Annotated in this window: 25 protein-coding genes; 14 read left to right on the top strand and 11 right to left on the bottom strand. The window is 67.5% G+C overall.

Annotated elements, in window-relative coordinates; all coding sequences use genetic code 11:
* Nucleotides 1-45 precede the first annotated feature (45 nt).
* From B2742_RS13195 to B2742_RS13175, 5 genes are all read right to left on the bottom strand, one after another.
* Nucleotides 46-1059, bottom strand: a complete 1014-nt coding sequence (locus B2742_RS13195; RefSeq protein WP_292067104.1) for a threonine aldolase family protein — start codon at nt 1057-1059, stop codon at nt 46-48.
* Nucleotides 1060-1063: 4 nt separating this feature from the next.
* Nucleotides 1064-2041, bottom strand: a complete 978-nt coding sequence (locus B2742_RS13190; protein ID WP_292067102.1) for a mechanosensitive ion channel family protein — start codon at nt 2039-2041, stop codon at nt 1064-1066.
* A gap of 167 nt (nt 2042-2208) precedes the next feature.
* Nucleotides 2209-2748, bottom strand: coding sequence for an RcnB family protein (locus B2742_RS13185; protein ID WP_292067100.1), 540 nt, complete (start codon nt 2746-2748; stop codon nt 2209-2211).
* 132 nt (nt 2749-2880) lie between these two features.
* On the bottom strand, nt 2881-4698 hold the full coding sequence (locus B2742_RS13180) for a response regulator (protein ID WP_292067098.1): 1818 nt from the start codon (nt 4696-4698) through the stop codon (nt 2881-2883).
* 90 nt (nt 4699-4788) lie between these two features.
* Entirely contained in the window at nt 4789-5106 is a 318-nt protein-coding gene (locus B2742_RS13175; protein WP_292067096.1) for a BolA family protein, read from the bottom strand.
* A 45-nt stretch (nt 5107-5151) separates the two neighbouring features.
* Between B2742_RS13175 and B2742_RS13170 the strand changes: the two genes are divergently transcribed.
* The 5 genes from B2742_RS13170 (at nt 5152) to B2742_RS13150 (ending at nt 8953) form a co-directional block, all read left to right on the top strand.
* On the top strand, nt 5152-5823 hold the full coding sequence (locus B2742_RS13170) for a J domain-containing protein (RefSeq protein WP_292067094.1): 672 nt from the start codon (nt 5152-5154) through the stop codon (nt 5821-5823).
* Between the two features lie 89 nt (nt 5824-5912).
* Nucleotides 5913-6095 carry a hypothetical protein gene (locus B2742_RS13165; RefSeq protein ID WP_292067092.1) on the top strand — a complete coding sequence of 61 codons (183 nt, stop codon included), beginning with the start codon at nt 5913-5915 and terminating at the stop codon, nt 6093-6095.
* A 43-nt stretch (nt 6096-6138) separates the two neighbouring features.
* On the top strand, nt 6139-7248 hold the full coding sequence (locus B2742_RS13160; RefSeq protein WP_292067090.1) for an FAD-dependent oxidoreductase: 1110 nt from the start codon (nt 6139-6141) through the stop codon (nt 7246-7248).
* 11 nt (nt 7249-7259) lie between these two features.
* On the top strand, nt 7260-8264 hold the full coding sequence (gene cobS, locus B2742_RS13155) for a cobaltochelatase subunit CobS (RefSeq protein ID WP_292067087.1): 1005 nt from the start codon (nt 7260-7262) through the stop codon (nt 8262-8264).
* Nucleotides 8264-8953 carry a hypothetical protein gene (locus tag B2742_RS13150; RefSeq protein WP_292067085.1) on the top strand — a complete coding sequence of 230 codons (690 nt, stop codon included), beginning with the start codon at nt 8264-8266 and terminating at the stop codon, nt 8951-8953. The genes cobS and B2742_RS13150 overlap by 1 nt, the downstream gene beginning before the upstream one ends.
* A gap of 131 nt (nt 8954-9084) precedes the next feature.
* Here B2742_RS13150 and B2742_RS13145 read toward each other — a convergent pair whose 3' ends face one another.
* The gene (locus B2742_RS13145) at nt 9085-9666 is read right to left on the bottom strand and encodes a DUF2239 family protein (protein ID WP_292067083.1); all 582 of its coding nucleotides are present in this window, start codon (nt 9664-9666) and stop codon (nt 9085-9087) included.
* Nucleotides 9667-9959: 293 nt separating this feature from the next.
* Here B2742_RS13145 and B2742_RS13140 point away from each other — a divergent pair, with 293 nt between their 5' ends.
* Nucleotides 9960-10265 (top strand): CsbD family protein, encoded by a 306-nt coding sequence (locus tag B2742_RS13140; protein WP_292067081.1) that lies wholly within the window; start codon nt 9960-9962, stop codon nt 10263-10265.
* Nucleotide 10266: 1 nt separating this feature from the next.
* On the opposite strand, the gene B2742_RS13135 is transcribed toward B2742_RS13140, so the two are convergent.
* The gene (locus B2742_RS13135) at nt 10267-10956 is read right to left on the bottom strand and encodes a TorF family putative porin (protein ID WP_292067079.1); all 690 of its coding nucleotides are present in this window, start codon (nt 10954-10956) and stop codon (nt 10267-10269) included.
* Between the two features lie 132 nt (nt 10957-11088).
* Between B2742_RS13135 and B2742_RS13130 the strand changes: the two genes are divergently transcribed.
* Nucleotides 11089-12738: a sensor histidine kinase gene (locus tag B2742_RS13130; protein ID WP_292067077.1), complete on the top strand. Its 1650-nt coding sequence runs from the start codon at nt 11089-11091 to the stop codon at nt 12736-12738.
* A gap of 4 nt (nt 12739-12742) precedes the next feature.
* On the opposite strand, the gene B2742_RS13125 is transcribed toward B2742_RS13130, so the two are convergent.
* The 3 genes from B2742_RS13125 to clpS form a co-directional block, all read right to left on the bottom strand.
* On the bottom strand, nt 12743-13324 hold the full coding sequence (locus tag B2742_RS13125; protein WP_292067075.1) for a DUF4287 domain-containing protein: 582 nt from the start codon (nt 13322-13324) through the stop codon (nt 12743-12745).
* Between the two features lie 102 nt (nt 13325-13426).
* The gene (gene clpA / locus B2742_RS13120; RefSeq protein WP_292067073.1) at nt 13427-15739 is read right to left on the bottom strand and encodes an ATP-dependent Clp protease ATP-binding subunit ClpA; all 2313 of its coding nucleotides are present in this window, start codon (nt 15737-15739) and stop codon (nt 13427-13429) included.
* 13 nt (nt 15740-15752) lie between these two features.
* The gene (gene clpS, locus B2742_RS13115) at nt 15753-16088 is read right to left on the bottom strand and encodes an ATP-dependent Clp protease adapter ClpS (RefSeq protein ID WP_292067071.1); all 336 of its coding nucleotides are present in this window, start codon (nt 16086-16088) and stop codon (nt 15753-15755) included.
* Between the two features lie 177 nt (nt 16089-16265).
* Between clpS and B2742_RS13110 the strand changes: the two genes are divergently transcribed.
* Nucleotides 16266-16754, top strand: a complete 489-nt coding sequence (locus B2742_RS13110) for a nuclear transport factor 2 family protein (RefSeq protein WP_292067067.1) — start codon at nt 16266-16268, stop codon at nt 16752-16754.
* Nucleotides 16755-16817: 63 nt separating this feature from the next.
* Here B2742_RS13110 and B2742_RS13105 read toward each other — a convergent pair whose 3' ends face one another.
* Nucleotides 16818-17324, bottom strand: a complete 507-nt coding sequence (locus B2742_RS13105; protein WP_292067065.1) for a phasin family protein — start codon at nt 17322-17324, stop codon at nt 16818-16820.
* A 253-nt stretch (nt 17325-17577) separates the two neighbouring features.
* On the opposite strand from B2742_RS13105, the gene B2742_RS13100 reads away from it, so the two are divergent.
* From B2742_RS13100 to B2742_RS13075, 6 genes are all read left to right on the top strand, one after another.
* Nucleotides 17578-18987: a D-alanyl-D-alanine carboxypeptidase gene (locus tag B2742_RS13100; protein WP_292067062.1), complete on the top strand. Its 1410-nt coding sequence runs from the start codon at nt 17578-17580 to the stop codon at nt 18985-18987.
* Nucleotides 18988-19185: 198 nt separating this feature from the next.
* The gene (gene rpsF, locus B2742_RS13095; protein WP_292067061.1) at nt 19186-19575 is read left to right on the top strand and encodes a 30S ribosomal protein S6; all 390 of its coding nucleotides are present in this window, start codon (nt 19186-19188) and stop codon (nt 19573-19575) included.
* Between the two features lie 12 nt (nt 19576-19587).
* Complete coding sequence (gene rpsR / locus B2742_RS13090; protein WP_284221729.1) at nt 19588-19866, top strand: 30S ribosomal protein S18; 279 nt, start codon at nt 19588-19590, stop codon at nt 19864-19866.
* A 1-nt stretch (nt 19867) separates the two neighbouring features.
* Nucleotides 19868-20452: a 50S ribosomal protein L9 gene (gene rplI / locus B2742_RS13085; RefSeq protein ID WP_292067059.1), complete on the top strand. Its 585-nt coding sequence runs from the start codon at nt 19868-19870 to the stop codon at nt 20450-20452.
* Nucleotides 20453-20571: 119 nt separating this feature from the next.
* Entirely contained in the window at nt 20572-20949 is a 378-nt protein-coding gene (locus tag B2742_RS13080; RefSeq protein ID WP_292067056.1) for a hypothetical protein, read from the top strand.
* A 133-nt stretch (nt 20950-21082) separates the two neighbouring features.
* Complete coding sequence (locus tag B2742_RS13075; protein WP_292067210.1) at nt 21083-22573, top strand: replicative DNA helicase; 1491 nt, start codon at nt 21083-21085, stop codon at nt 22571-22573.
* Nucleotides 22574-22726 lie beyond the last annotated feature (153 nt).

Genomic DNA, 22726 nt, shown 5'->3' with positions numbered 1-22726 from the left:
GTTCTATTTAGGTGGGACATGGCGACCGTTCAATGAACGACACGCTCAAAGCGTTGCGATGACCTGCAAAACTTCGTCGACGGCCTCTTCCGTGGTCGCCCACGAACAGACGAACCGCACCGAGCCGTCGTCGAAGCGGTAGCAGGCCCAGCCGGCGTCGTTCAGCCGCCGGTGCGCCTCGGGCGGCATGCGCACGAACACCGCATTGGCCTCGACCGGATGGGCCAGAACGAAGGCCGAGCGCGTGGCGATCCCCGCCGCCAGCCGCTGCGCCATCAGATTGGCGTGGGCGGCGCCGGCCTCCCAGTCGCCGCTTTCCAGCAGGCCGAGGATGGGGGCGGCGAGGAAGCGGGTCTTGGACGCCGTCTGCCCCGCCTGTTTCAGTCGGTTGTCGATCCGGCGCGCCAGCGACCGGTCGAACATGACGAGGGCCTCGGTGCAGTTGGCGCCGGCCTTGGCCCCGCCGAACACCAGCACATCCACGCCCAGCCGGGCGATCTGCGTCAGATCGAACCCGGCCGCCGCGGCGTTGGCCAGCCGCGCGCCGTCCATATGCACGCCGTGACCCCTGAGCTTCACCAGCTCGATCAGGTGACGCAGCTCCTCCTCGGTATAGACCGTGCCGTATTCGGTGGACTGGGTCAGGCTGAGGGCGGCCGGGGGCTGGCGATGGCCGACCTCGGGCTCGTCGAGCAGGGCCTGCAGCGCGATCGGCTCGATCTTGCCCGACAGACCCGGCAGGCCCAGCAGTCCGACCCCGGAGCCGAAGAAGCCCGGAGCCCCGGTCTCGTCGGTGCAGACGTGGGCGGCGTGGTGGGCCAGCACCGCCTCATGCGGCCAGGCCAGCATCGACAGGGCGATGGCGTTGGCGGCCGTGCCGGAAAAGACGAACCGGATCTCGGCGTCGGCGTCCAGCCGCTGACGGATCAGATCGGCGGCGCGGGCGGTGACATCGTCGGCTCCGTAGGCCCGGGCGTAGCCGTCATTGGCCGCGATGAGGGCGGCGAGCGCGGCGGGAGCCATGCCGGCGGTGTTGTCCGAGCCGAAGTCGTAGCGCATGCAATCAGGTCTTTCGGCCCAGCCGGCGACGGCGCGGGGCCGGCGCGGGGGGCTCGGGCTTGGGTTCGGGCTTTGGCTTCTCGACCGGGTCCGGCCCCGGCGCGGGCGGTTCATAGGCTACGGCGACCTGATGCGGGAAGGGGATTTCGACCCCGGCGGCGTCCAGCGCCTCCTTGCCGCCCTGAACGAGGTCGGCCTTGGTCTGCCACCAGTCGTCAACCTGAACCCACGCCTGCAAGGTCACCTCGACCGAGCTGTCCAGAAGGTTGGTGACCCCGGCCCAGGGTTCGGGATCCGGCAGCACCTTGGCGTGGGCCTCGGCGACCCCCGCCAGGACGGCCCGGGCCTGCTTGAGGTTGGCGCTGTAGCCGACGGTGAACGGAATCTCGATCCGGCGGGTCTTCTGGCCGGTCAGGTTGATGATGACGTCGCCCAGAACCTTGGCGTTCGGCACCACGATCTTGTGGTTGTTGGCGTTCGACATCTGGGTCGTGAACAGGTCCAGCCGCTGGACCGAGCCGGACACCCCGCCGATCTCGATCACATCGCCGACCTTGTAGGGCCGCAGCACCAGCAGCAGCACGCCGGCCGCGACATTGGACAGTGTCCCCTGCAGCGCCAGGCCGACCGCCAGCGAGGCGGCGCCGAGAACCGCGATGATCGAGGTGGTCTGCACCCCCAGTCGCTGCAGTACGGCGATCAGGCCGACGATGTAGACGACGACCCGCACCACCTGCACGGCGAAGCTGAGCACCGTCTGGTCGTGACGGAAGCCGCGCACCCGCGACAGCGTCCGCCGCGTGGCGCCCGAGATCCAGCGCGCGGCGAAGACCGTGGCGACCAGGATCACCACGGCGATGACCAGGTTGACGGCGAAATCGCCGGCCATGTCGGTCAGTTTGGCGATCATCGCCGCATCGACGGCCGCGGCCTTCTCGCCGGCGGCGAGAGCCTGGTTGAGGGGGGACAGCAGTGAGACCATGGCCCGGGTCTAACGCCTCCGCCCCGATTTGGAACCCCCGGAGAACCGCAACGCTCCCCGGCGACGACCGGACCTCGGGGCCGAACACCGACGGGACGACAGTCCCCGGGCGCGAAAACGCCCCGGAGGTCTCCCTCCGGGGCGGTCTTCGTGTCGGAACGCGTGCCCTAGTTGAACAGGCCGGCGATCACGGCGGTGATCAGGCCGCCGGCGATGGCGGCGAGGACCACGTCATTGCCGCTGCGGACATAGTGGTAGCCGCGGGGCGGGGCGCGCAGGCCGTAACGGCTGTAGTCGTTCACGACATACTGGTTCGAGCGGTAGTAGGACGGCATCCGCTGACCGTACGACCAGTCACGCTGCTGGTAGCCGCGCGGCGCATAGTAGCGGCCCGCGTTGTAGCGGCGCTGCGACTGCTGCCAGCGGCCATAGGCGCGTTGGTCCTGACGGAACTCGCGGCGATCGTCGCGATTGTCCTGACGCCATTCACGGCGGTCGGCGCGATTGTCGCGGCGGTCATCGCGCCGATCCTCGCGACGGTCGCTCCGGTCGTCGCGGCGCTCGTCACGGCGGTCGTCACGACGGTCGTCGCGGCGATCCTGGCGCTGTTCGTAGTTGCCGCGCGATTGAGCTTCGGCGGCGGAGGCCACGCCCATCGAGCCCAGGGCGAGCGTCGCGGCGATGGCAGCGGTGAGGATCTTCTTCATCAGAGGTCTCCAGGTGCGGCCGAAAGATTTCGACTTGGCTGCACTCTGGGACCCGGTGGTTGAGCCGGGTCTGAACGGCGCTGGTCACCTCCCGTTCAGAAAGGGACCCGTTTTGAACCAGTCGCCGCCGGATCAGGCGGCCGCGGCCGTCTCGCCGCTTTCGACCAGCGACCGCACGGCCGCGCGACCACCGCCGACCCGGTTCATGACCTTGGCCAGGGCGGCGAAGTCGATCGGCTTGTTCAGATAGGCGTCGGCCCCCGCATCCAGCCCCGCGGCGTGGTCCTCGCGGCGGGCCGAGGCCGACAGGACGACGATCGGCGTGTCCTGGTTGGGTCCCGCGCCGGCGCGAATGGCGCGAGTCGCGGTCAGGCCGTCCATGACCGGCATGTTGACGTCCATGATGATCAGGTCGAAGCGCTGCTCGCTCGCCGCTTCAATGGCGATCTGGCCGTTCTCGGCCGTGGCCGAGGCGTGGCCGGCGGAGCCCATCCAGGCCTCGAGGATCATGCGGTTGACCGGATGATCCTCGACCACCAGCACGCTCAATGCCCGGCCGTCCTCGACCTGGGCGTGGATCGGCTCGGCGGCCGCCTGACGGGCCCATTCGACCACATCGGCCTCGACCGAGAAGGTGAAGGTCGAGCCCTCGCCAAGGATCGACACCACGCTGATGTCGCCGTCCATGATGTTGGCCATGCGGCGCGAGATGGTCAGGCCCAGACCCGTGCCGCCGAAACGGCGCGTCGAGGAAGCGTCGACCTGGGTGAAGGGCTGGAACAGGCGGGCCAGATCCTCCGGCGCGATGCCGGCGCCCGAATCGGTGACCTGGAAATCGAAGCGGACGCGGCCGTTTTCCAGGCGCTCGCCGCGCACGACATAGGCGACCTCGCCCTTGTCGGTGAATTTGACCGCATTTGAGAGCAGGTTGTGGATGACCTGACAGACGCGCAGCGGGTCGCCGCGCACAACGGCCGGAATGTCGCCCTCGAACCGGGCCGAAAAGGTCAGGCCCTTGGCCTCGGCCTGGGCCTGGAACGGGCCGGTCACCCGCTTGTGAAGGTCCTCGAGCGATACGTCGACGATCTCGAACGTCATCTTGCCGGCCTCGATCTTGGTCATGTCGAGGATGTCGTTCAGCAGGCTCAGCAGGTTGTCGCCCGAATTCCGGATGATCGACAGATACTCCCGCTGGGTCGGCTCCAGCCGGGTGGCGCCCAGCAGCTGGGCGGCGCCGAGGACGCCGTTCATCGGCGTGCGCAGCTCGTGCGAAATGACGCCGAGGAAGTTGGACTTGGCGTCGCTGGCGGCGTTGGCCTTGTCGCGCGCGGCTTCCAGTTCTTCGATCAGATGGGCCTGATGCTCCTGGAAGGCGCGGATGCGCTCTTCCCGCAGCATGGTCATCATGACCAGGACGACCAGACCGGAAGCGGCCAGCGGGATGATGGAAAGGAAGGGCCAGAACAACGGCCCGCCCCACATGCTGATCAGGATGATCGAAGCGACCACGCCATAGGGCGATGAGATGACGAGCGCCTGCCGCGGCGAGGCGCGCAGCTGCGAAAACACCAGAACATAGCCGCAGACCAGCAGGGTCGCGGCCAGGGCGGGTCCGAACGGGTGGCCGGAATACCAGGCGATCAGGGGGGCCGAGGCCCAGGCCGCGGTGGTCGCGGTCGCGACGGCGGGGAACACCAGACCCCAGCCCGCGCCGACCCGGTCGCTGATCCGCTTCTCGACCGCGCCCCGAATGGCCCCGGCGGCGATCGTGCCGACGAACCAGAGCGCCGCATTGGCAGCGCCCACGGTCGCCTGCAGGCCCACCGCCCAGGTGCCGATGATCACATAGCGCAAATACTGGGTCTGCAGGATCGCCCGAAGCGCCTGAGCGGCTTCGCCCGCGCCGGGCTCGCCGCTGGCGGACTTGGCGATGCCATCGGATTCCACCATTGCGCGCCCACCCCTCGTTATCCCGACCGGGACGCTAGGGTGAACTTTCTAAGACGAGGTGAACGTGACCGTTTCGTCATGAACGCCGTTCTAGGAACCCTGTCCCGGAGGCACCGCCCCCTCGCCCGGCGTCAGCGCCCGGATCGACAGGGCGTGGACCGGTCCCGCCAGTTCTTCCCGCAGCAGGGCGTTGACCGCCCGCTGACGCTGCACCCGTCCCTGACCCTCGAAGGCCGCCGAAACCACGGTCAGGTTGAAATGGCTCTCGCCCCCGGGACGTCCGTCCATCCCGCCCTCGTGGTGGTGACCGGCGTGCCGCGCGCTGTCGTCCTCGATCACCAGCCGCTCGGGCGAGAGACCCGCCATGAGTTTTTCCCTGATAATCGTCGCAATCGGGCCTTCCGGCATGGCTGTGTCCTTGTTGGTGACCAATTCGACCTTACACTTGGGCCGATGTCATCCGAGTTTGAATACAAACCCCGCTTCAAGGATATGCGGATCAAGCCGCCGCGCCCCGAGGAGGAGGCGGCGGAGGCCGACGTCCTGCACCTCAAGCCCGACGAGAAGCGCTGCCAGTGGCCCGACTGCAGCAAGCCGGCGACGGCCCGCGCGCCCAAGTCGCGCGAGCGGCTGAACGACTTCTACGATTTCTGCCAGGGCCACGCGGGCGAGTACAACAAGGGCTGGAATTTCTACGCCGGCATGAGCGACGGCGAGGTCCGCGCGGCCAAGGAAAACGAGGCCATGACCGGCGGTCGCCCGACCTGGGAAATGAAAGCTGGAAAATTCAGCCGCGAGGCCGCCGCCTTCGCTTCGAAAATGGGCACCGCGAACACCAAGGGCGCCGGCAGCTGGCAGGACAGCTTCGGCCTGTTCGGCCGCCGCATGAAGGAACAGGTGGGGCCGGACGGCGAGGACGGTCTGCGGCTGGGCAAGCTGGAACGGGCCGCCCTGGCCGACCTCGATCTGAACGCGCGGACCAGCAAGGCGGACATCAAGGCGCGCTATCATGAGATGCTGAAGCGCTTCCACCCCGATCTGAACAAGGGGGATCGCGGCGCCGAAGCCAAGCTGCAGAACGTCATCAAGGCCTACAAGACGCTGAAGAAGGCGGGGCTGGCCTGAGCCCACTCGCGGGCCCGGTTTTCCGCACGAGCGCAACCAATGTTCCGCGAACCGGTTACGGTACAGCAGCGATTGGAGGCGCTGGACGCATGTTCGGCAATATCCAGCGACGCAACAACCGCAAGCTCCGCCTGTCCAACTGGTTCGCCCGCGAACGGGACGGCGACATGCAGGCCTTCGACATGGACGGCGTGGCGTCCGGCGTCAGCGTCTGGATCGAAGCCCTCCGGCGGGACCGTGCCCGGCGCCGTCTGGCCCGCGCCGTAGCCTGACTTCCCGGTTGAGGCTACCCCGGCGCAGGCCTAGGTTCAGGCCATGGCGAGCGCGCCCCAGGTCCTGATCGTCGGCGCGGGTCCCACGGGCCTGGCCGCGGCGCTGTTCCTGACGCGGCGCGGCGTGCCCGTCCGCATCATCGACGCCGCTCCGCAGCCGACGCGAACGTCGAAGGCGCTCGGCGTCAATCCGCGGACGCTGAAACTTCTGGAAGAGACCGGCGTGACCGCCGCAATTGAGGCGGAAGCACAGGGGATGCGCGCCCTGCGGCTGCACCGGCTCGGCCGGCCGCTGGCGACCCTGACCATCGACTGGGCCGCCCTCGACGTCGATCACCGCATGGTCATCCTGCCGCAGGCCCGGACTGAGGCGCTGCTGACCGACGCCCTTGCGGCCTTTGGCGTGGCGCCCGAGCGCAGCCTCGGCCTGATCGGTCTGTCGCAGACTGCCGATGCGGTGACCGCCGGCCTGTCCGATGGCTCGACCATCACGGTCCCGGTCCTGTTCGCCGCCGACGGCGCCCATTCCGTCGCCCGCAAGGCCCTGGGACTGGGCTTTCCCGGCGACGGCTGGGACGAGCCCTGGCAAATCCTCGATGTCGACCTGACGGGCCCCGACGCCGACGAAGGCTGGATCGACCTGCGCCCGACCGGGCCATTCGTCTGCCTGCCCTTCTCTGGAAAGACCTTCCGCCTGATCGGATTTGGCCCGCCCCTGCTCGAGTCCCTTCCCGCGGGCTGGACGGCGGGCACGGTGCACTGGTCGTCGGACTTTCACATCTCGCACCGGATGGTCGAGACGATGAGTGTCGGACGCGTCTGTCTGGGCGGGGACGCGGCCCACATCCATTCACCGATCGGGGCGCGGGGCATGAATCTGGGCATTGAGGACGCCTTCGTCTTAGCCGCCTGCGCCGCCGATTTCCTGTCCGGACAGGCCGGTCGGCTGGACGACTACGGCCGCATCCGGCAGCCCGTCGATGCCGCCGTCGTGCGCCGCGTGAGGGTCCTGACCGCGGCGGTTCGGGACACGTCGGGAGGGGCGGACCTGATCCGCCGAATGGCGATACCGGCGCTCAGCCGCCTGCCCTTTGTGATGAACCGCATCATCCGTGTCGGCATGGGCCTCGACCACCCGGTGACGGTGCGGTAATCGCTCCCGTCATGACCTCCCCGCTCGACGCCTCCCCCGATCCCCTGCTGACGCTTGAACCACACCGCCGCGCCACCGTGCGCGAGATCTTCGGCGTCGACTCGGACATGACCGTGCCGGTCTTCACCGAGCGCGACAGCCATGTGCCCGAGATCGACGAGGCCTATCGCTTCGACCCGCAGACGACGCTGGCCATCTGCGCCGGCTTCAGCTTCGACCGCCGCGTCATGGTCCAGGGCTATCACGGCACCGGCAAGTCGACCCATATCGAACAGATCGCCGCCCGCCTCAACTGGCCGATGGTGCGGGTGAACCTCGACAGCCACGTCAGCCGCATCGATCTGGTCGGCAAGGACGCCATCGTCCTCAAGGACGGCAAGCAGATCACCGAATTCCGCGAGGGCATGCTGCCCTGGGCCCTCCAGCGGCCGATCGCCCTGTGCTTCGACGAATATGACGCCGGCCGCCCCGATGTGATGTTCGTGATCCAGCGCGTGCTGGAGGCGCAGGGCCGTCTGACCCTGCTGGACCAGAACCGCGTCATCCGCCCGAACAAATTCTTCCGCCTGTTCGCGACCACCAACACCATCGGCCTGGGCGACACCTCGGGCCTGTACCACGGCACCCAGCAGATCAATCAGGGTCAGATGGACCGCTGGAACATCGTCACCACGCTCAACTACCTCGACCACGACGTCGAGGCGGACATCGTGGCGGCCAAGGTCCCGGAATGGCAGGACGCCGACGGCCGCCGCCGCATCGCCGCCATGGTCCGCGTCGCCGACATGACGAGGAACGCCTTCATGAACGGCGACATCTCGACGGTCATGAGCCCGCGTACGGTGATCACCTGGGCCCAGAACGCCATCATCTTCGCGGGCGACGTGGGGCTGGCCTTCCGCCTGACCTTCCTGAACAAATGCGACGAGCTCGAACGGCCGACGATCGCGGAGTTCTACCAGCGGGCGTTCGGGGAGGACCTGCCGGAGGCGGCGACGCGGGTGAAGGTGGGTTGATGCGGATCGCGAATGCTCTCTGGCTCTTCGCCCTGAGTGTTGCGATGCCAAACTTCGCGTCAGCTTGTGACTATGGCGAGCCACCTCTCGACGGGCTCCAGGTGAAAACATCCGAGCTTGCAAACAGGATGGTTGCCGAAGCTGCGTTCGTCGAGGTCGTGTCCGTTGAATCGACCGCCCCACTCAGCCTTGATGAACATTGGAGAAGTCTTTGGGAAGCGGAGCTTGCTGCCCCGGAATTTGATGCTCTCCGTGCTCGCGCTGACCGCATTCAATTCAACCCGCTGATGGTCGATACCATGCGGTGGGTGACTTTCTCTGTCGTCGAGCACCTTAAGGGCGAGCATGGCGATCGGTTCACCTGGTCCGCCCACTACGACGAAAGCCGCACACCTTACAGCGGGCTAGAGCAGAACCGTTTCCGGGACCCCTTGGCCTTCAACTACAGCCCTAAGAGCACATTGCTTCAGGGGATAGATGAAGGCTCATGTTCTAACGTGATCAGGGTCCAACCGAACACGCTCTATCTTGTTTTCCGGGACGGGATTGGGAACATTCTTAGGGAGCCCGTTATCGTTCGCGACCATGATCGCCTACAGAATTGGACGTTCCACAACTTGCCTGTTTTTGAGCCTGTCTCTGAAGACGATCAGTGGCTCGACGCCGTGAGGGCCGCAGCCCGTCGATAACGACTATGCCGCCCTCGGCGTGATCATCTCGACATCCTCGCATCCACGTTCACCCGCGGAAGAAGCCCAAGGCCCTGCATCGCATCGTCGAGCCCTCAGCGTCCTTCTCCCTTTGAGGGAGAAGGACACGCTCACCCTGCCCCGTTCCGCCATGCCCCCGCCGCCATCTCCCGCGTCGTCTCCCGCACCCCTTCCGGCCACGCCTCCACCGCCGCGTCGAACGCCGTCCAGTCGCCCGCAAACAGCATCCGCGTCGCCTCCTCATAGCCGGGCAGATCCCCCGCGATCGCGGTCATGAACCGGTAGGTCGCCTCCTTCGCCCGGCGCGCCCGGTCCGGTCCCTCGGCCTCGCGCAGCGCGCCCTCGACCAGTTTGCGCAAGGCCACCGACGCCCCGCCCGGCTGGGCCGACAGCCAGTCCCAGTGGCGCGGCAGCAGGGTCACCTCGCGCGCGGTGACGCCCAGCTTCGGACGCCCCGGTCCACGCGCCTCCGCCTTCGGGACCAACGCCGGTCCCAGCCGCGCCCGCGCCTCCCCCAGATCTCCACGCAGATCGAGGTCGACCACCCGACCGGTCGCCAGGTTGAACACCAGCGGCCCCTCCCCCGCCGCGGCGGCGGCATGGACGACCGGCAGGGCCTTGTGGAGGGGGGCGCGGGCGATCCGCTCGGCGCCGACGAAGGCGACCACGGGCAGGTCGGAGGACATGGACATGGCGGGCTCCCGGATGGCGGCCCTGTGACCGCTTTTGACGTAGCGCCCGTCCATGATCCGCATCGGCGCGGCCGGCGGCGGAGAAGACGGGAGGCGGCGGAAAGGACGGAGCGCACGAAGCGCACGCTCCGCACGATAGTTTCCCGTTTTACCCGGGTAAAACCCACGCGTCAATATTACCCGGGTATAATCGCCACGGAAAACATCCGCCCCGGACCTCTTGCCGCAGGAACTCCCGCCCCCGACATGCGCTCCATCGGCAGTCTCCTCCTCCCCGATCAAAGGATTCCCCCATGACCGACCAACGCATCGAAGGCGCCGCCACCGAGCTCGAGGGCAAGGTGCAGTCCGGCCTCGGCCGCCTGACCGGCGACTCCAAGCTGCAGCTCGACGGCAAGATCAATGAAGTGAAGGGCAAGGCGCTGGACGCCTATGGCCGCGTCATCGACGGGCTGGACGGCCTGGTCGAGAAGGCGCCGCTGGAATATCAGGACCGCGCGCGTCAGGGCCTCGACTTCGCCCGCCGCAAGCCCCTGCTGACCACCGGCATCGTCGCCGGTCTGGCCGTGCTGCTGAGCAGCCTCGGCCGCCGCCGCTAGGTCAGAAGCCCCAGAACACCGAGGCCACGACCGCGCTGTCCTCGGTGTCGCTGTCCACGAAGTCGAGGCCGAGCGTCACCGGTCCGACCGGGGCCGCGACGCCGAGGCGCCAGTCGGTCTTGCCGTCGGGCGCGAAGCCGCCGTCCTCATGGCCGAGGGCGGCGTGCAGGCTGACGGGCCAGGCCTCGGGCGCATATTCCGCGCGCGTCCAGATCCAGGTGTTGGCCTCGTTGCCCGTGCCGGTCTGCGAGGGAGCCCAGACGACGCCTGTGGTCAGGGTCATGTCGCCGAAGGTCCGGCCCACCTCGAGCGGAAACTCGACGTAGTTCACGTCCTCGCCGTCCGGATAGATATTCTGCCAGACGCCGAGGTCGACATCGAAGCCGGAAATGGCGCCGGCCCAACCCGCGTACAGGGTCACTTCGATCCGGGCGCCATCCCCGTCCGCGCCGACTCCGTACTCATCGATGCCGGAGCCCCAGACACCGCCGTAGAGGCCGGACGCATGGGAGACGGTGACCTCGCCCTGCACGACGGGGTCTTCCGCCGAGAGAGTGTAGCCGCGGTCGCGATAGTCGGAGACCGCCCCGATGCGTCCCCCGACCGTCCAGGGCCGCGCATCCTGCGCCAGGGCGGGCCCGGCGGATGCGGCGAGCAGCAGGAGCGCGGCAGCGGCGGCTGGACAGGTCACGGCTCACGTCCCGCTCAATCCGGGCCGGTTATCGGCGACGGCCTCAGGCTATTCCGTGCACTGACAACGTAAACAATCGATAACTGCGTTCCCTCACCCTGTCTTATCGCCCGCCGTGCGAGTGGATGGATCATGTCAGGGCGGATCAGCACCGAACGCAGGGGCCTCAAGCGGATCATCGCGATCACGCTGGTCGCCCTCATGTTGCTGGTCACGGGCGCCGGCGGGCTGATGGCCTATGCGGCCGCCGGCATCGATAGGGTCCAGGCCGCCAAGGAGCGTGAGCTCGCCCAGATCCGGCTGGATCGCACGCTCAATGGCCTGGTCGAGAACATCAATTCCTCGGCGATCTGGAATGACTCGGTCTTCATGCTGGCGGCTGAGCCCGACCTCGCCTGGATCCAGTCGAATTTCGGCGACTACTACGCGGACTTCATGGGGCACGCCGTGACCCTGGTGTACGACCGCAACGGCCGGATGATCCTGGCGTCACGGGACAGCGAACCGGTTTCCGCTGACAGCGAACGGGCCTTCGTGGAGGCCGTGGCGCCGCTGGTGGCCGAGGTCCGGCGCGAAGCCGCCGCCAAGCAGGACCGCCTCCGCGTCGGCTTCGACGCAGTGGTCAACAGAACCGCGGTGGTGCGGGCCGGGAATGACATCTACCTGGTCGGCCTCGGGACGATCGTACCCGAGGACCGGACGACCGCACGGCTCGACAACGACCCCGTCGTCGTCTCGGCCAAGCCGCTGTCCGGCTTCCTGACATCTCTTGAAAAGGACCTGGCGTTCCGTGATCCGACGCTGGTCGAGGCGGACGCTCGCCGCGGCAACCCGGGCCATCTCTCGCTCACCGGGCCGGACGATGTCGTCCTCGGCCAGGTGGAATGGGCTCCGGCGCGACCGGGTCTGTCCGTGCTCCGCGACGCAGCGCCCATGGTCGCCCTGCTCATCCTGCTGCTGGCTGCGGCCGCCGTCGCCCTTGTTCTCAGGGTCACCCACATCGTCCGGCGCCTTGAGGAGAACGAGCTGGACCTGACCGAGGCGCGCGACCGCGCAGAGGCCGCCAATGTCGCCAAGACCCGCTTCCTGGCCATCATGAGCCATGAGCTGCGGACACCCCTGAACGGGGTCCTCGGAATGGCCCAGGTCCTGGCCATGGGGCAACTCGATGCCCGGCAGCGCAGCCAGCTCGGCGTGCTGCAGGAATCGGGCGAGAGCCTTCTCGGCCTGATCGAACGCATCCTCACCGTGGCCCGGATTGAGAAGGGTGAACTCGTCGTACAGCCGACCGCGGTCGATGTCGCGGCCCTGCTCGCGGCCCTCGCGACCGAATACCGGAGCGCCGCCGAGCGGGCCGGACTGACCCTCGACGTCTCCGTCTCCAAGGACGTCGTGGGCGTCTGGCGGCTCGACGGCGAACACATACGGCACGCGCTGGGCCATCTGCTCGACAATGCCATCCGGCACACGGCTCGCGGGTCCGTGCGGCTGGAGGCGCGGCTGACAGGCCCCGGACTGGAGGTCCGCGTCGTCGATACCGGCGTCGGCATCGACCCGGCCCGCCTGCCTGACCTGTTCGGAAAATTCGTACAGGCCGACGATTCCGCGACCCGGGCCCAGGAGGGCGCCGGTGTCGGCCTCACCCTCGCCCGGGGCCTCATCGAGGCCATGGGCGGGTCGGTCCGCGCGATGAGCACCCCCGGTCTGGGCTCGACCTTCCTGATCGAGGTGCCCGCCGAGCGGTTCGAGCTGGACGATCTGACCGTCCGCCAGGCCGCCTGAGCCCTCAGCCGTTCTTCGCCGCCGCCGCAAACAGGCGAGCGATCTCATCGTTCACCGCGCCGGGTCCGTCCAGTTCGACCACGGCGGTGAGCCGCTCGGACCAGCTCTCCCGGCGGACCGCTTCCGACAGGCGCGGTGACGCCGAAGGCTCCAGCTTCAGTCCCAGCAGCGCCTTGCCGCCCTTCAGCGGTCGGGTCGCGGCGAACTGCACGGCGCGGCTGAACGCGGTGTAGCCCTTGCGCTGACCCGAGATGACGCCGTCAACGCCCGCCGCCGCGCGCTCGATCGCCTCCAGAATGGCCAGCGACCGCGGCTCGGCCCACAGGGCGGCGCGCAACGCCTCGGCGTCGTCCCAGCCCATGGCCTCTTCCGGCCGCGCCGCGTTCAGGATATGGGCCGCGTGATTGGCGCCGATGCCGTGGGTCGCCTTCAGCCAGGCCGCCTGGGCTTTCGGCCGGGTCTCGGGACAGCCCTTGAGGATTTCGACCCAGACCGCGACCGGTCGTCCGGTGGCCTTCTCGAAATTGGCCTCGACCGTAGCGAACCATTTCTGCTGCCGTTCGGTCAGCACCGCGTCGCGCTTCATAGTCCGTTCCTCCGCCTCGGCGCGACCTTGCCTGCCCCCGCCGTCAAGAAAAAGGCCCCGGCGTCTCCACCGGGGCCTCGTTCATTGCGTTCAATCCCGTCGTCAGTCCGCGGCCTGGGCCTCGATCGCCTTGGTCTGGGCCGCGTTCGGGCCGGCGACGTCGAAGGCGATCTTGCCGTCCTTCAGCGTCACCTTCACATGGCCGCCGCGCGTCAGGCGTCCGAACAGGATGTCGTCGGCCAGCGGCTTCTTGATGTGCTCCTGGATGACCCGGGCCAGCGGGCGCGCGCCATACAGTTCGTCGAAGCCGTTCTTGGCCAGCCAGTCGGCCGCCTCGTCGGTCAGTTCGATGGTGATGTTCCGGTCCGCCAACTGGGCCTCCAGCTGGATGATGAATTTGCTCACCACCGACTTGATCGTCTCGGAGTCCAGCGCCTTGAACGCGACGATGGCGTCGAGGCGGTTGCGGAACTCCGGCGCGAACAGGCGCTGGATGGCCTTGTCGTCCTCGCCCTCGACCTTGCCCCGGCCGAAGCCGATGGAGGCACGGGCGTTGTCGGCGGCCCCGGCGTTGGTGGTCATGATCAGGATGGTGTTCCTGAAATCGACCTTCTTGCCGACCGCATCGGTCAGCATGCCGTTGTCCATCACCTGCAGCAGGATGTTGTAGACGTCCGGGTGGGCCTTCTCGATCTCGTCCAGCAGAACCACGGCGTGCGGATGCTGGTCGACGGCGTCGGTCAGCAGGCCGCCCTGGTCATGACCGACATAGCCCGGAGGCGCGCCGATCAGCCGGCTGACGGTGTGCCGCTCCATGTACTCGGACATGTCGAAGCGCAGCATCTCGATGCCGAGCGTCGAGGCCAGCTGTTTGGCCACCTCGGTCTTGCCGACGCCCGTCGGCCCGCTGAACAGGAAGGCGCCAATCGGCTTCTGCGGATCACGCAGACCCGCGCGGGCCAGTTTCATGGCCGCGGAGACCTGTTCGATCGCCGACGACTGGCCGAAGACGACCCGGTTCAGATCGGTCTCGAGCTGGCGCAGGCCCTCGGTGTCGGACTTGCTGACCGACTTGGCCGGGATGCGGGCCATGCGGGCGATGACGACCTCGACCTCCTTCTGGCCGATGACCTTCTTGCGCTTGGCTTCGGACAGCAGCATCTGGCTGGCGCCGGCCTCGTCGATGACGTCGATCGCCTTGTCCGGCAGTTTGCGGTCGGTCATGTAGCGGGCCGACAGCTCGACCGCCGTGCGCAGGGCCGCGTCGGTGTAGCGGACCTTGTGATGGCCTTCGTAGGAGGTCTTGAGCCCCTTGAGGATCTTGATCGTGTCCTCGACGGTCGGCTCGTTGACGTCGATCTTCTGGAAGCGGCGGGCCAGGGCCCGATCCTTCTCGAAATGCTGGCGGTATTCCTTGTAGGTCGTGGAGCCCATGCAGCGCAGCGAGCCGGAAGCCAGGGCCGGCTTGAGCAGGTTCGAGGCGTCCATGGCCCCGCCCGAGGTCGCGCCGGCGCCGATCACCGTGTGGATTTCGTCGATGAACAGGATGGCATTGTCGTGCGTCTCCAGCTCCTTGACGACCTGTTTCAGCCGCTCCTCAAAGTCGCCGCGATAGCGGGTGCCGGCCAGCAGCGCCCCCATGTCGAGGCTGTAGATGGTGGCGCCCTCCAGCACCTCCGGGACCTCGTGGTTGACGATCTTGCGGGCCAGGCCTTCGGCGATGGCGGTCTTGCCGACGCCGGGGTCGCCGACCAGCAGCGGGTTGTTCTTGGTCCGGCGGCACAGGATCTGGATCGCCCGCTCCACCTCGGCGTGACGGCCGATCAGGGGGTCGATCTTGCCGTTGCGCGACTTCTCGTTGAGGTCGACGCAATAAGCCTCCAGCGCCTCCCCGCCCGTCTTGGCGGCGGCGGCGTCCTCGGCGTCCTCAGGGCTGCCCCCCGTCTTGGCCGGACGGGTCTCGCCCGAAGCGCCGGCCTTCTTGGCGATGCCGTGGGCGATGTAGTTGACCGCGTCATAGCGGGTCATGTCCTGCTCCTGCAGGAAATAGGCGGCGTGGCTCTCGCGCTCGCTGAAGATCGCGACCAGCACATTGGCGCCGGAGACCTCCTCGCGGCCCGAGGACTGGACGTGGATCACCGCGCGCTGGATCACGCGCTGGAACCCGGCCGTGGGCTTGGCGTCCTCGCCGTCGCTGGTGGCCAGGGCCGCCAGGTCGGTGTCGACATAGAGGGTCAGCGCCGTCTTCAACGCGACCAGGTCGACGTTGCAGGCGGTCATCACATTGGCCGCGTCCGGGTCGTCGACCAGGGCCAGCAACAGGTGTTCGAGGGTGGCGTACTCGTGCCGGCGCTCGTTCGCATAGTGGACGGCGCGGTGCAGGGTCTCTTCGAGAGGACGCGAAAACGAGGGCATGGGGAGGTTCCTCTCAGTCCTTTTCCATCGTGCATTGCAGGGGGTGCTGGTGGCGCCTTGCCGTCTCGATCACCTGGGCGACCTTGGTTTCGGCCACCTCGTAGGTGAAGACGCCACAGACCCCGACTCCATGCTGGTGCACATGCAGCATGATGCGAGTCGCGGCCTCGCGGTCCTTCTGGAAGAACCGCTCCAGCACATAGATGACGAACTCCATCGGCGTGTAGTCGTCGTTCAGGATCAGCACCCTGTAGAGCGAGGGTTTCTGAAGTTTAGGCTTGGTCTCGGTGACCGTGGCGGCCCCGAGGCCTCCACCTTGTTGTTCACCTGGCCTGCGGGTCGGCGGCATTCGTAATCCGTGCGGGGGGAGTTAGATGGATCAGATAGGGAATGATGGCCTGAATTGAAGGCGCGTCCAGTCACAGCTTGCGTGACAGATGCGCCATGACCAAAGATTCACGGGACATGGGTCATTCAGGCCCGCAGGTTCGGCCTCGCCGTCAGCCCCGACGGCTGAGGGTATCCGATGATCTCCACCGCGGTTCTGGCCGTCCTGGCCCTGCTACAGGCCCCGCCCGTCGTCCTGCCTGACGGTCCCGCCCTGACGGCCGTGATTGCGGAACGGGATGCCGAGTTGTTCTCGGTGATGTTCGACCGCTGCGAACCGGAGGCCCTCGCGGACCTGGTGACAGCCGACCTTGAGTTCTACCACGACAGGGGCGGACTGACGGCGACGCGCGTGGCGTTCGTCGACGACTACGCCAGGGGATGCGTAGCCAAACAGGCCCCTGACGCCTTCCGCTCTCGCCGGGAAATCGTACCCGGGACCCTGAGAGTCTACCCGATCCCCGGGGTCGGCGCGGTCGAGGAAGGCAGCCACCTGTTCTACGAACGCCAGGGAGACGGACCGGAGCACCTCGTCGGGCGGGCACGCTTCTCGGTTCTGTGGCGTCTCGAGGACGGACATTGGCGACTGGCTCGCGCGTTCAGCATCGATCACGCGTCGGCCGAATAACAGAAGGGCCCTCCAGATTGCTCTGGAGGGCCCTTCCGTACGCTGACTGAAGCGAGGGTCGCCTTAGCGGGCGGCCTGGAACTTTTCGACCGAGGCGGTGACGCGCTCGTTGATCGGCTGGAAGGTGTTCTTGACCGAGGCGGTCACGACGTCCGTCGCGCGGGTGACTTCAGCCAGATAGGCTTCGGTCGCCGACTTCGCCCAGGTCGTCTGCAGCTCGAGGAGCTCCTGGATCGAACGGGCCTGCGACAGGGACTTGGCGGCGGCGACGCCGTCTTCCCAGGACTTCTTGGTGAAGGCGACCGACTGGGCCGACAGGGCCTCGACGCCCTTCTGGGCGGCGGCGGCCGAGGCGACCATGGCTTCCAGGTTCTGCTTGCCCTGGACGTTCAGCTCGGTCAGGCCGGCGGCCGACTTGTCGGCGACTTCGCGCAGCGCCTTGGCGCCGGCGGCTTGAGCTTGCTCGGCATTGGCCTGGAACGTGGCCTGGGCCTTCTCGGCGTTCGCCTTGACGGTGGCGGTGGCGGTCTCGACAGTCTTCTTGACGGTGTCGGTGGTGGTGTCAGCCATGATGATCTCCAGTGTCTATTCGCGGCCGGGGGACCGCCTGTGATGTCTTCCGCGAGGAGCCAGTCCATCGCGACAGACGCTCATATGGTGCAAGTGCGAAGGGAGGTCAAGGGGAAATGGTGCGGTGCACAAAAATTCACAAAATCGTTGACGGGTTGTTTACCCTCACGAAACCCGAATGACGCATGTTAGCCTTTCGTCAGCGTCGCGTGGTGGGGCCGCCGTCGCGCTAATGTCTTGTGAGGCCTGATCTTTGCCGCTCTCCGCCCTGATCCGTCGTGGATTCCTGTCGCTGGTGCTGGCCGTCGCCGTGACGTTGACGCCGACGCGGGCGCCGCTCGCCCAGTCGTCGGACAACTCGCGCTACGCCGCCATCGTGGTGGACGCCGAGACGGGCGAGGTGCTGTTCGCCCGTCACGCCGACAGCCGGCGCTACCCGGCCTCGATCACCAAGGTCATGACCCTCTACCTCGCCTTCGAGGCGCTCGCCGAGGGCAAGATCAAGCTGGACGACGTCATCACCGTCTCTCCCCGCGCCGCCAGCCAGCCGCCGTCGAAGCTCGGCCTCGCAGCGGGTCAGACCATCACCGTGGACGACGCCATGCGCGCCACCTCCGTGCGCAGCGCCAATGACATGGCCATGGCGCTGGCCGAACATATCGGCGGCTCGCAGGACCGGTTCGCGGCCCAGGCGACGCTGAAGGCCCGCGAGCTGGGCATGACCCAGACTCGCTACGTCAATCCAAACGGCCTGCCTGACGCCCGCCAGCTGACTTCGGCGCGTGATCTGGCCATCCTGGCCCGGGCCGTCATGCGCGACTATCCGCAGTACTATCGCTATTTCGGCCTGCACGACTGGGCCTACAACGGTCGCGACTACCGCAATACCAACGGCCTGCTGCGCGGCGGCAACGGCTATGACGGGATGAAGACCGGCTACACCAACGCCTCCGGCTACAATCTGGCGGCCTCGGCCGTGCGCGACGGTCGCCGTCTCATCACCATCGTCCTCGGCGGACGCTCGACCGCCAGCCGCAACGCCCATGTCGCCGCCCTGATGGACACCGGCTTCGAGGTCGAACGCGCCCGCGCCCGTGGCGAGACCATCCAGGTGGCCCAGACCTTCTTCGAGGCGCGGGGCTTCGGCATCGGTCCCGACAACTCCGGGCCGGTCGAGTACGCCTCGACGGCGGACGACGAGGATGGAGAGACCGGCGTGGGTTCCAGCGCCCCGCCGTCCGGCTCTGTCACCTACGCCGCCCTGCCGGCGAGCCCCGTCCAGCCCGCGCGTGTGACGCCGCCGCCGTCCGAGCGCGCCGCTGTCGAGCGCCCGGCTGATGTGACCGCCATCCTCAACGGCGGTGCTCCGGTCGCCGCGCCGCCGCGGCCCCGTCCACCCGCCGCCCGCGAACCCGCCCGTCAATCCGCCGGCCGCTGGTCCGTGCAGGTCGGCGCCTTTCGTGACGAGAGCGTCGCCCGCGACTGGCTGACCGAGGTCAACCGCCGCTTCCGCAGCCAGTTCACCGCGGCGGAACGAACGGTGCAGAACGCCGAAGGCTGGTACCGCTCGCGCTTCACCGGCATGACCGAACAGGGCGCCCAGTCGGCCTGCGCCGCCCTCGCCGAGCGTCGCGTCACCTGTATGGTCGTGCGTCCGGAGTAGCAGCGGTCCCCGGGCCTGCAGTCCGCACTGGACCGCGCCCGGCTTTTCCCCTATACGCGCCGCCTTTCCAGGACTTCGGTCCCGGTCGCGGAACTCCAAAGGGTTCGGGAAGTCATCCCGGCCGCCGCATCGGGATCCATCGTGGGAGAGGACTTACCCGGTCCCCTCGCGCCGACGTCCTACAAGGGAGAATACCGCATGGCTCTTTACGAGCACACGGTCATGTCGCGCCAGGATATCAGCGCGCAACAGGCCGAAGCGCTGAACGACACCATCAAGGGTTTGATCGAAGCCGGCGGCGGCACCGTCGCCAAGATCGAATACTGGGGTCTGCGCAACCTGACCTATCGGGTCAAAAAGAACCGCAAGGCGCACTATTCGCTGCTCGCCGTCGATTGCCCGCCCGCCGCCATGGCCGAGGTCGAGCGTCAACTGTCGATCAACGAGGACGTCCTTCGCTGGCTGACCGTTCGCGTCGAGGAACTCGACCTGGAACTCTCGCCCCTGCTGGCCCGCCGCGAACGCGAGCGCGAACGTGAGCGTGAGCGCACGCCCCGCGACGACGCCGCCGCCGAAGCCACCGTTTAAGGAACCCGGAACATGACCGACACCACCGCTCCGTCGCCGGGCGCGCCGGCCGGCTCCGGCGCCGCCGGACGCCGTCCCTTCTATCGTCGCCGCAAGGTTTGCCCGTTCACGGGTGAAGGCGCGCCGAAGATCGACTACAAGGACGTCAAACTGCTGCAACGCTACATCAGCGAGCGCGGCAAGATCGTCCCGTCGCGCATCACCGCTGTTTCCCAGATCAAGCAACGCGAACTGGCCAAGGCCATCAAGCGCGCCCGTTATCTGGCCCTCCTGCCTTACGTGGTGAAATAAGATGAAGGTCGTTCTGCTTGAGCGCGTCGATAATCTCGGCGCCATCGGCGACGTCGTGTCCGTCAAGGACGGCTTCGCCCGTAACTTCCTTCTGCCGCGTGACAAGGCCCGTCGGGCCACGTCGGCGAACCTGAAGGCGTTCGAACTCGACCGCGCCGCCATCGAGGCCCGCAACGAGAAGAACAAGGCCGACGCCGGTTCGATCGGCTCCAAGATCGACGGCCAGACCTACGTCATGATCCGGCAAGCCGGTGAGACGGGTCAGCTGTACGGTTCGGTCGCCGCGCGCGACATCGTCGAGGCCGTTGTGGCTGAAGGCGGCAAGGTCGAGCGCAGCCAGATCGTCCTCAACACGCCGATCAAGACGCTGGGCGTCCACGAAGTGCTGGTTCGCCTGCACGCCGAGGTCTCGGCCACCGTCAAGATCAACATCGCCCGTTCGGCCGACGAAGCCGAGCGTCAGGCGAAGGGCGAGGACGTGATCAAGGCCGCCTATGACGAGGACCGCGAACTGGCCCTCGAACAGGCCAAGGACATGGTCGCCGGCGGCGCCGGCCAGCAGGACGGCCTCGGTTCGGAAGCCTGAACCGAAGCTGCCTGATAACAAGTCAGTGATCGGGCGCGTCCAGCCGGGCGCGCCCTTTCTCTTGGCCGCTATACCGCCGCAAAGCTGCGGCCAAGCTTGGGTGTTCGGGGAGGTTGACCATGAAGAAGATCGCGCTCGTCATCGGCCTGATGGCCTGTCTGGCCGCCGGGGCCGCCTCGGCCCAGTCGGGCATGACGCTGGACGACTTTGTCACCCGCGCCAATCGCATCCCGCTGAACGCCACGGCCATGCTGCGTCCCGACGCCCATCGGTTGAAGGGCGAGGCTGAGCGCGCGTTCCGGACCGTCGGCAACGAGATTCGGCAGGCCCGGACCGCGGGACGGGCGCCGCCCGCCTGCCCGCCGGAACGCATCAGCCTGGACGTGCGCCAGCTTCTGGCGTTCCTCAACGGCATTCCCGAGGCCCGGCGTCAGCGGATGTCCGTCACCGAGGGCATCCGGTCCTGGATGGGTTCGCGGTACCCCTGCCCGGCCTGAACGGGCTCCAGCTTGACCATTAACTGATCCGGCTACGGAATTCGCCGTCGTCCACAGCGGGCCCAATCTGTCCCCGTCGAAGGCTGCGTCCGAACCTGTCGTAGCGCGCGCGCAGGGGTAAGACATGACCCCCATGAACGCCTTCGCACCGCTTGCCTTCCCCGGCCACGCCGACTCCGGCTCCATCCCGTCGATGCCGCACAATCTGGAGGCCGAACAGGCGCTTCTGGGTTCGCTGATGTTCGACAATGCGGTGTTCGAGCGCCTGTCCGACCGGCTGCGGGGCACGCATTTCTACGAGCCCTTCCACCAGCGCCTGTACGACGCCATCGAGGACCATATCCGCCAGGGCATGCTAGCCGAGCCGACCATCCTGATGGAGCGGTTCAAGCTGGATCCGGCCTTCCAGGAGTTCGGCGGCCTGCGCTATCTCGCCGATCTGGTCGACCGCGCCCCGCCGGCGGCCAACGCCCCCGACTACGCCCGCGTGGTCTACGACCTGGCCCTGCGCCGAGACCTGATCCGCATCGGCGGCGAGATCGTCCGCGAGGCGCCTCAGCCCGAAACCGCCGCCATCGACCAGATCGAACAGGCGGAGCAGCAGCTCTACACCCTGGCCGAGACCGGCAAGCCCTCCTCCGGCTTCGTCAGCTTCTCCAGCGCCCTCAGCGGTGCGGTGCAGATGGCGGCCGAGGCCTATCAGCGTGACGGCAAGCTGGCCGGGCTGGCGACCCATCTGGACGACCTGGACTCCAAGCTGGGCGGCCTGCACCCGTCCGATCTGCTGGTGCTGGCTGGAAGACCCTCGATGGGCAAGACCGCGCTGGCGACGAACATCGCGTTCAACATCGCCCGCAATTATCGCTGGGAGCCGACGCCCGAGGGCCGCAAGACGGTCAATGGCGGCGTCGTGGCCTTCTATTCGCTGGAAATGAGCGCCGAACAGCTGGCCATGCGCATCCTGGCTGACGCCTCGGGCGTGTCGTCCGACAAGCTGCGCAAGGGCGAGATCGACGCCGCCGACTTCGGCCGTATCCGCGAGGCCGCCGTCGAGATCGGCGAAAGCCCCCTGTTCATCGACGCCACCGGCGGCCTGTCGATCTCCAAGCTCGCCGCCCGCGCCCGCCGGCTGAAGCGGCAGGAGCACGGTCTCGACCTGATCATCGTCGACTACCTCCAACTCATCACCGTCGGCGAGGGCAACAACCAGAAGAACCGGGTGCAGGAAGTGTCGGAGATCACCGGCGCCCTCAAGGCCCTGGCCAAGGAACTGTCGGTGCCGATTCTCGCCCTGTCGCAGCTGTCGCGTCAGGTCGAGCAGCGCGAGGACAAGCGGCCGCAGCTGTCCGACCTGCGCGAATCCGGCTCGATCGAGCAGGACGCCGACTGCGTGATGTTCGTCTATCGTGAGAGCTACTATCTCGGCCGCGCCGAGCCGCGCGAGGGCTCGCCCGAACACCTGCAGTGGCAGGAGGACATGGACCGTCTGGAGCACCAGGCCGAGGTCGTCATCGGCAAACAGCGCCACGGCCCGATCGGCATCATCAAGCTGAGCTTCGACGCCAATACGACCAAGTTCGGGAACCTCGCCCAGGGGCAGAGGTACGAGAACTACGGGGACTGACCGTTACCCGAAATTTCACGGCGAATACCGTAACTTGCGGTTGACTTGGATATCTTCCCGGAAATAGCCTCCCGCCATTCGCTGTCCGAGGGGACAGCATGGGGGGATACCAATGAGAATCGTAGCCTGCGCGCTCGCCGCGCTGTCTCTGGC

Source organism: Brevundimonas sp. UBA7664, assembly GCF_002483305.1.
GTDB lineage: Bacteria > Pseudomonadota > Alphaproteobacteria > Caulobacterales > Caulobacteraceae > Brevundimonas.
The sequence above is the reverse complement of the archived record's forward strand: the minus strand, read 5'-3'. Positions and strand labels throughout refer to the sequence as shown.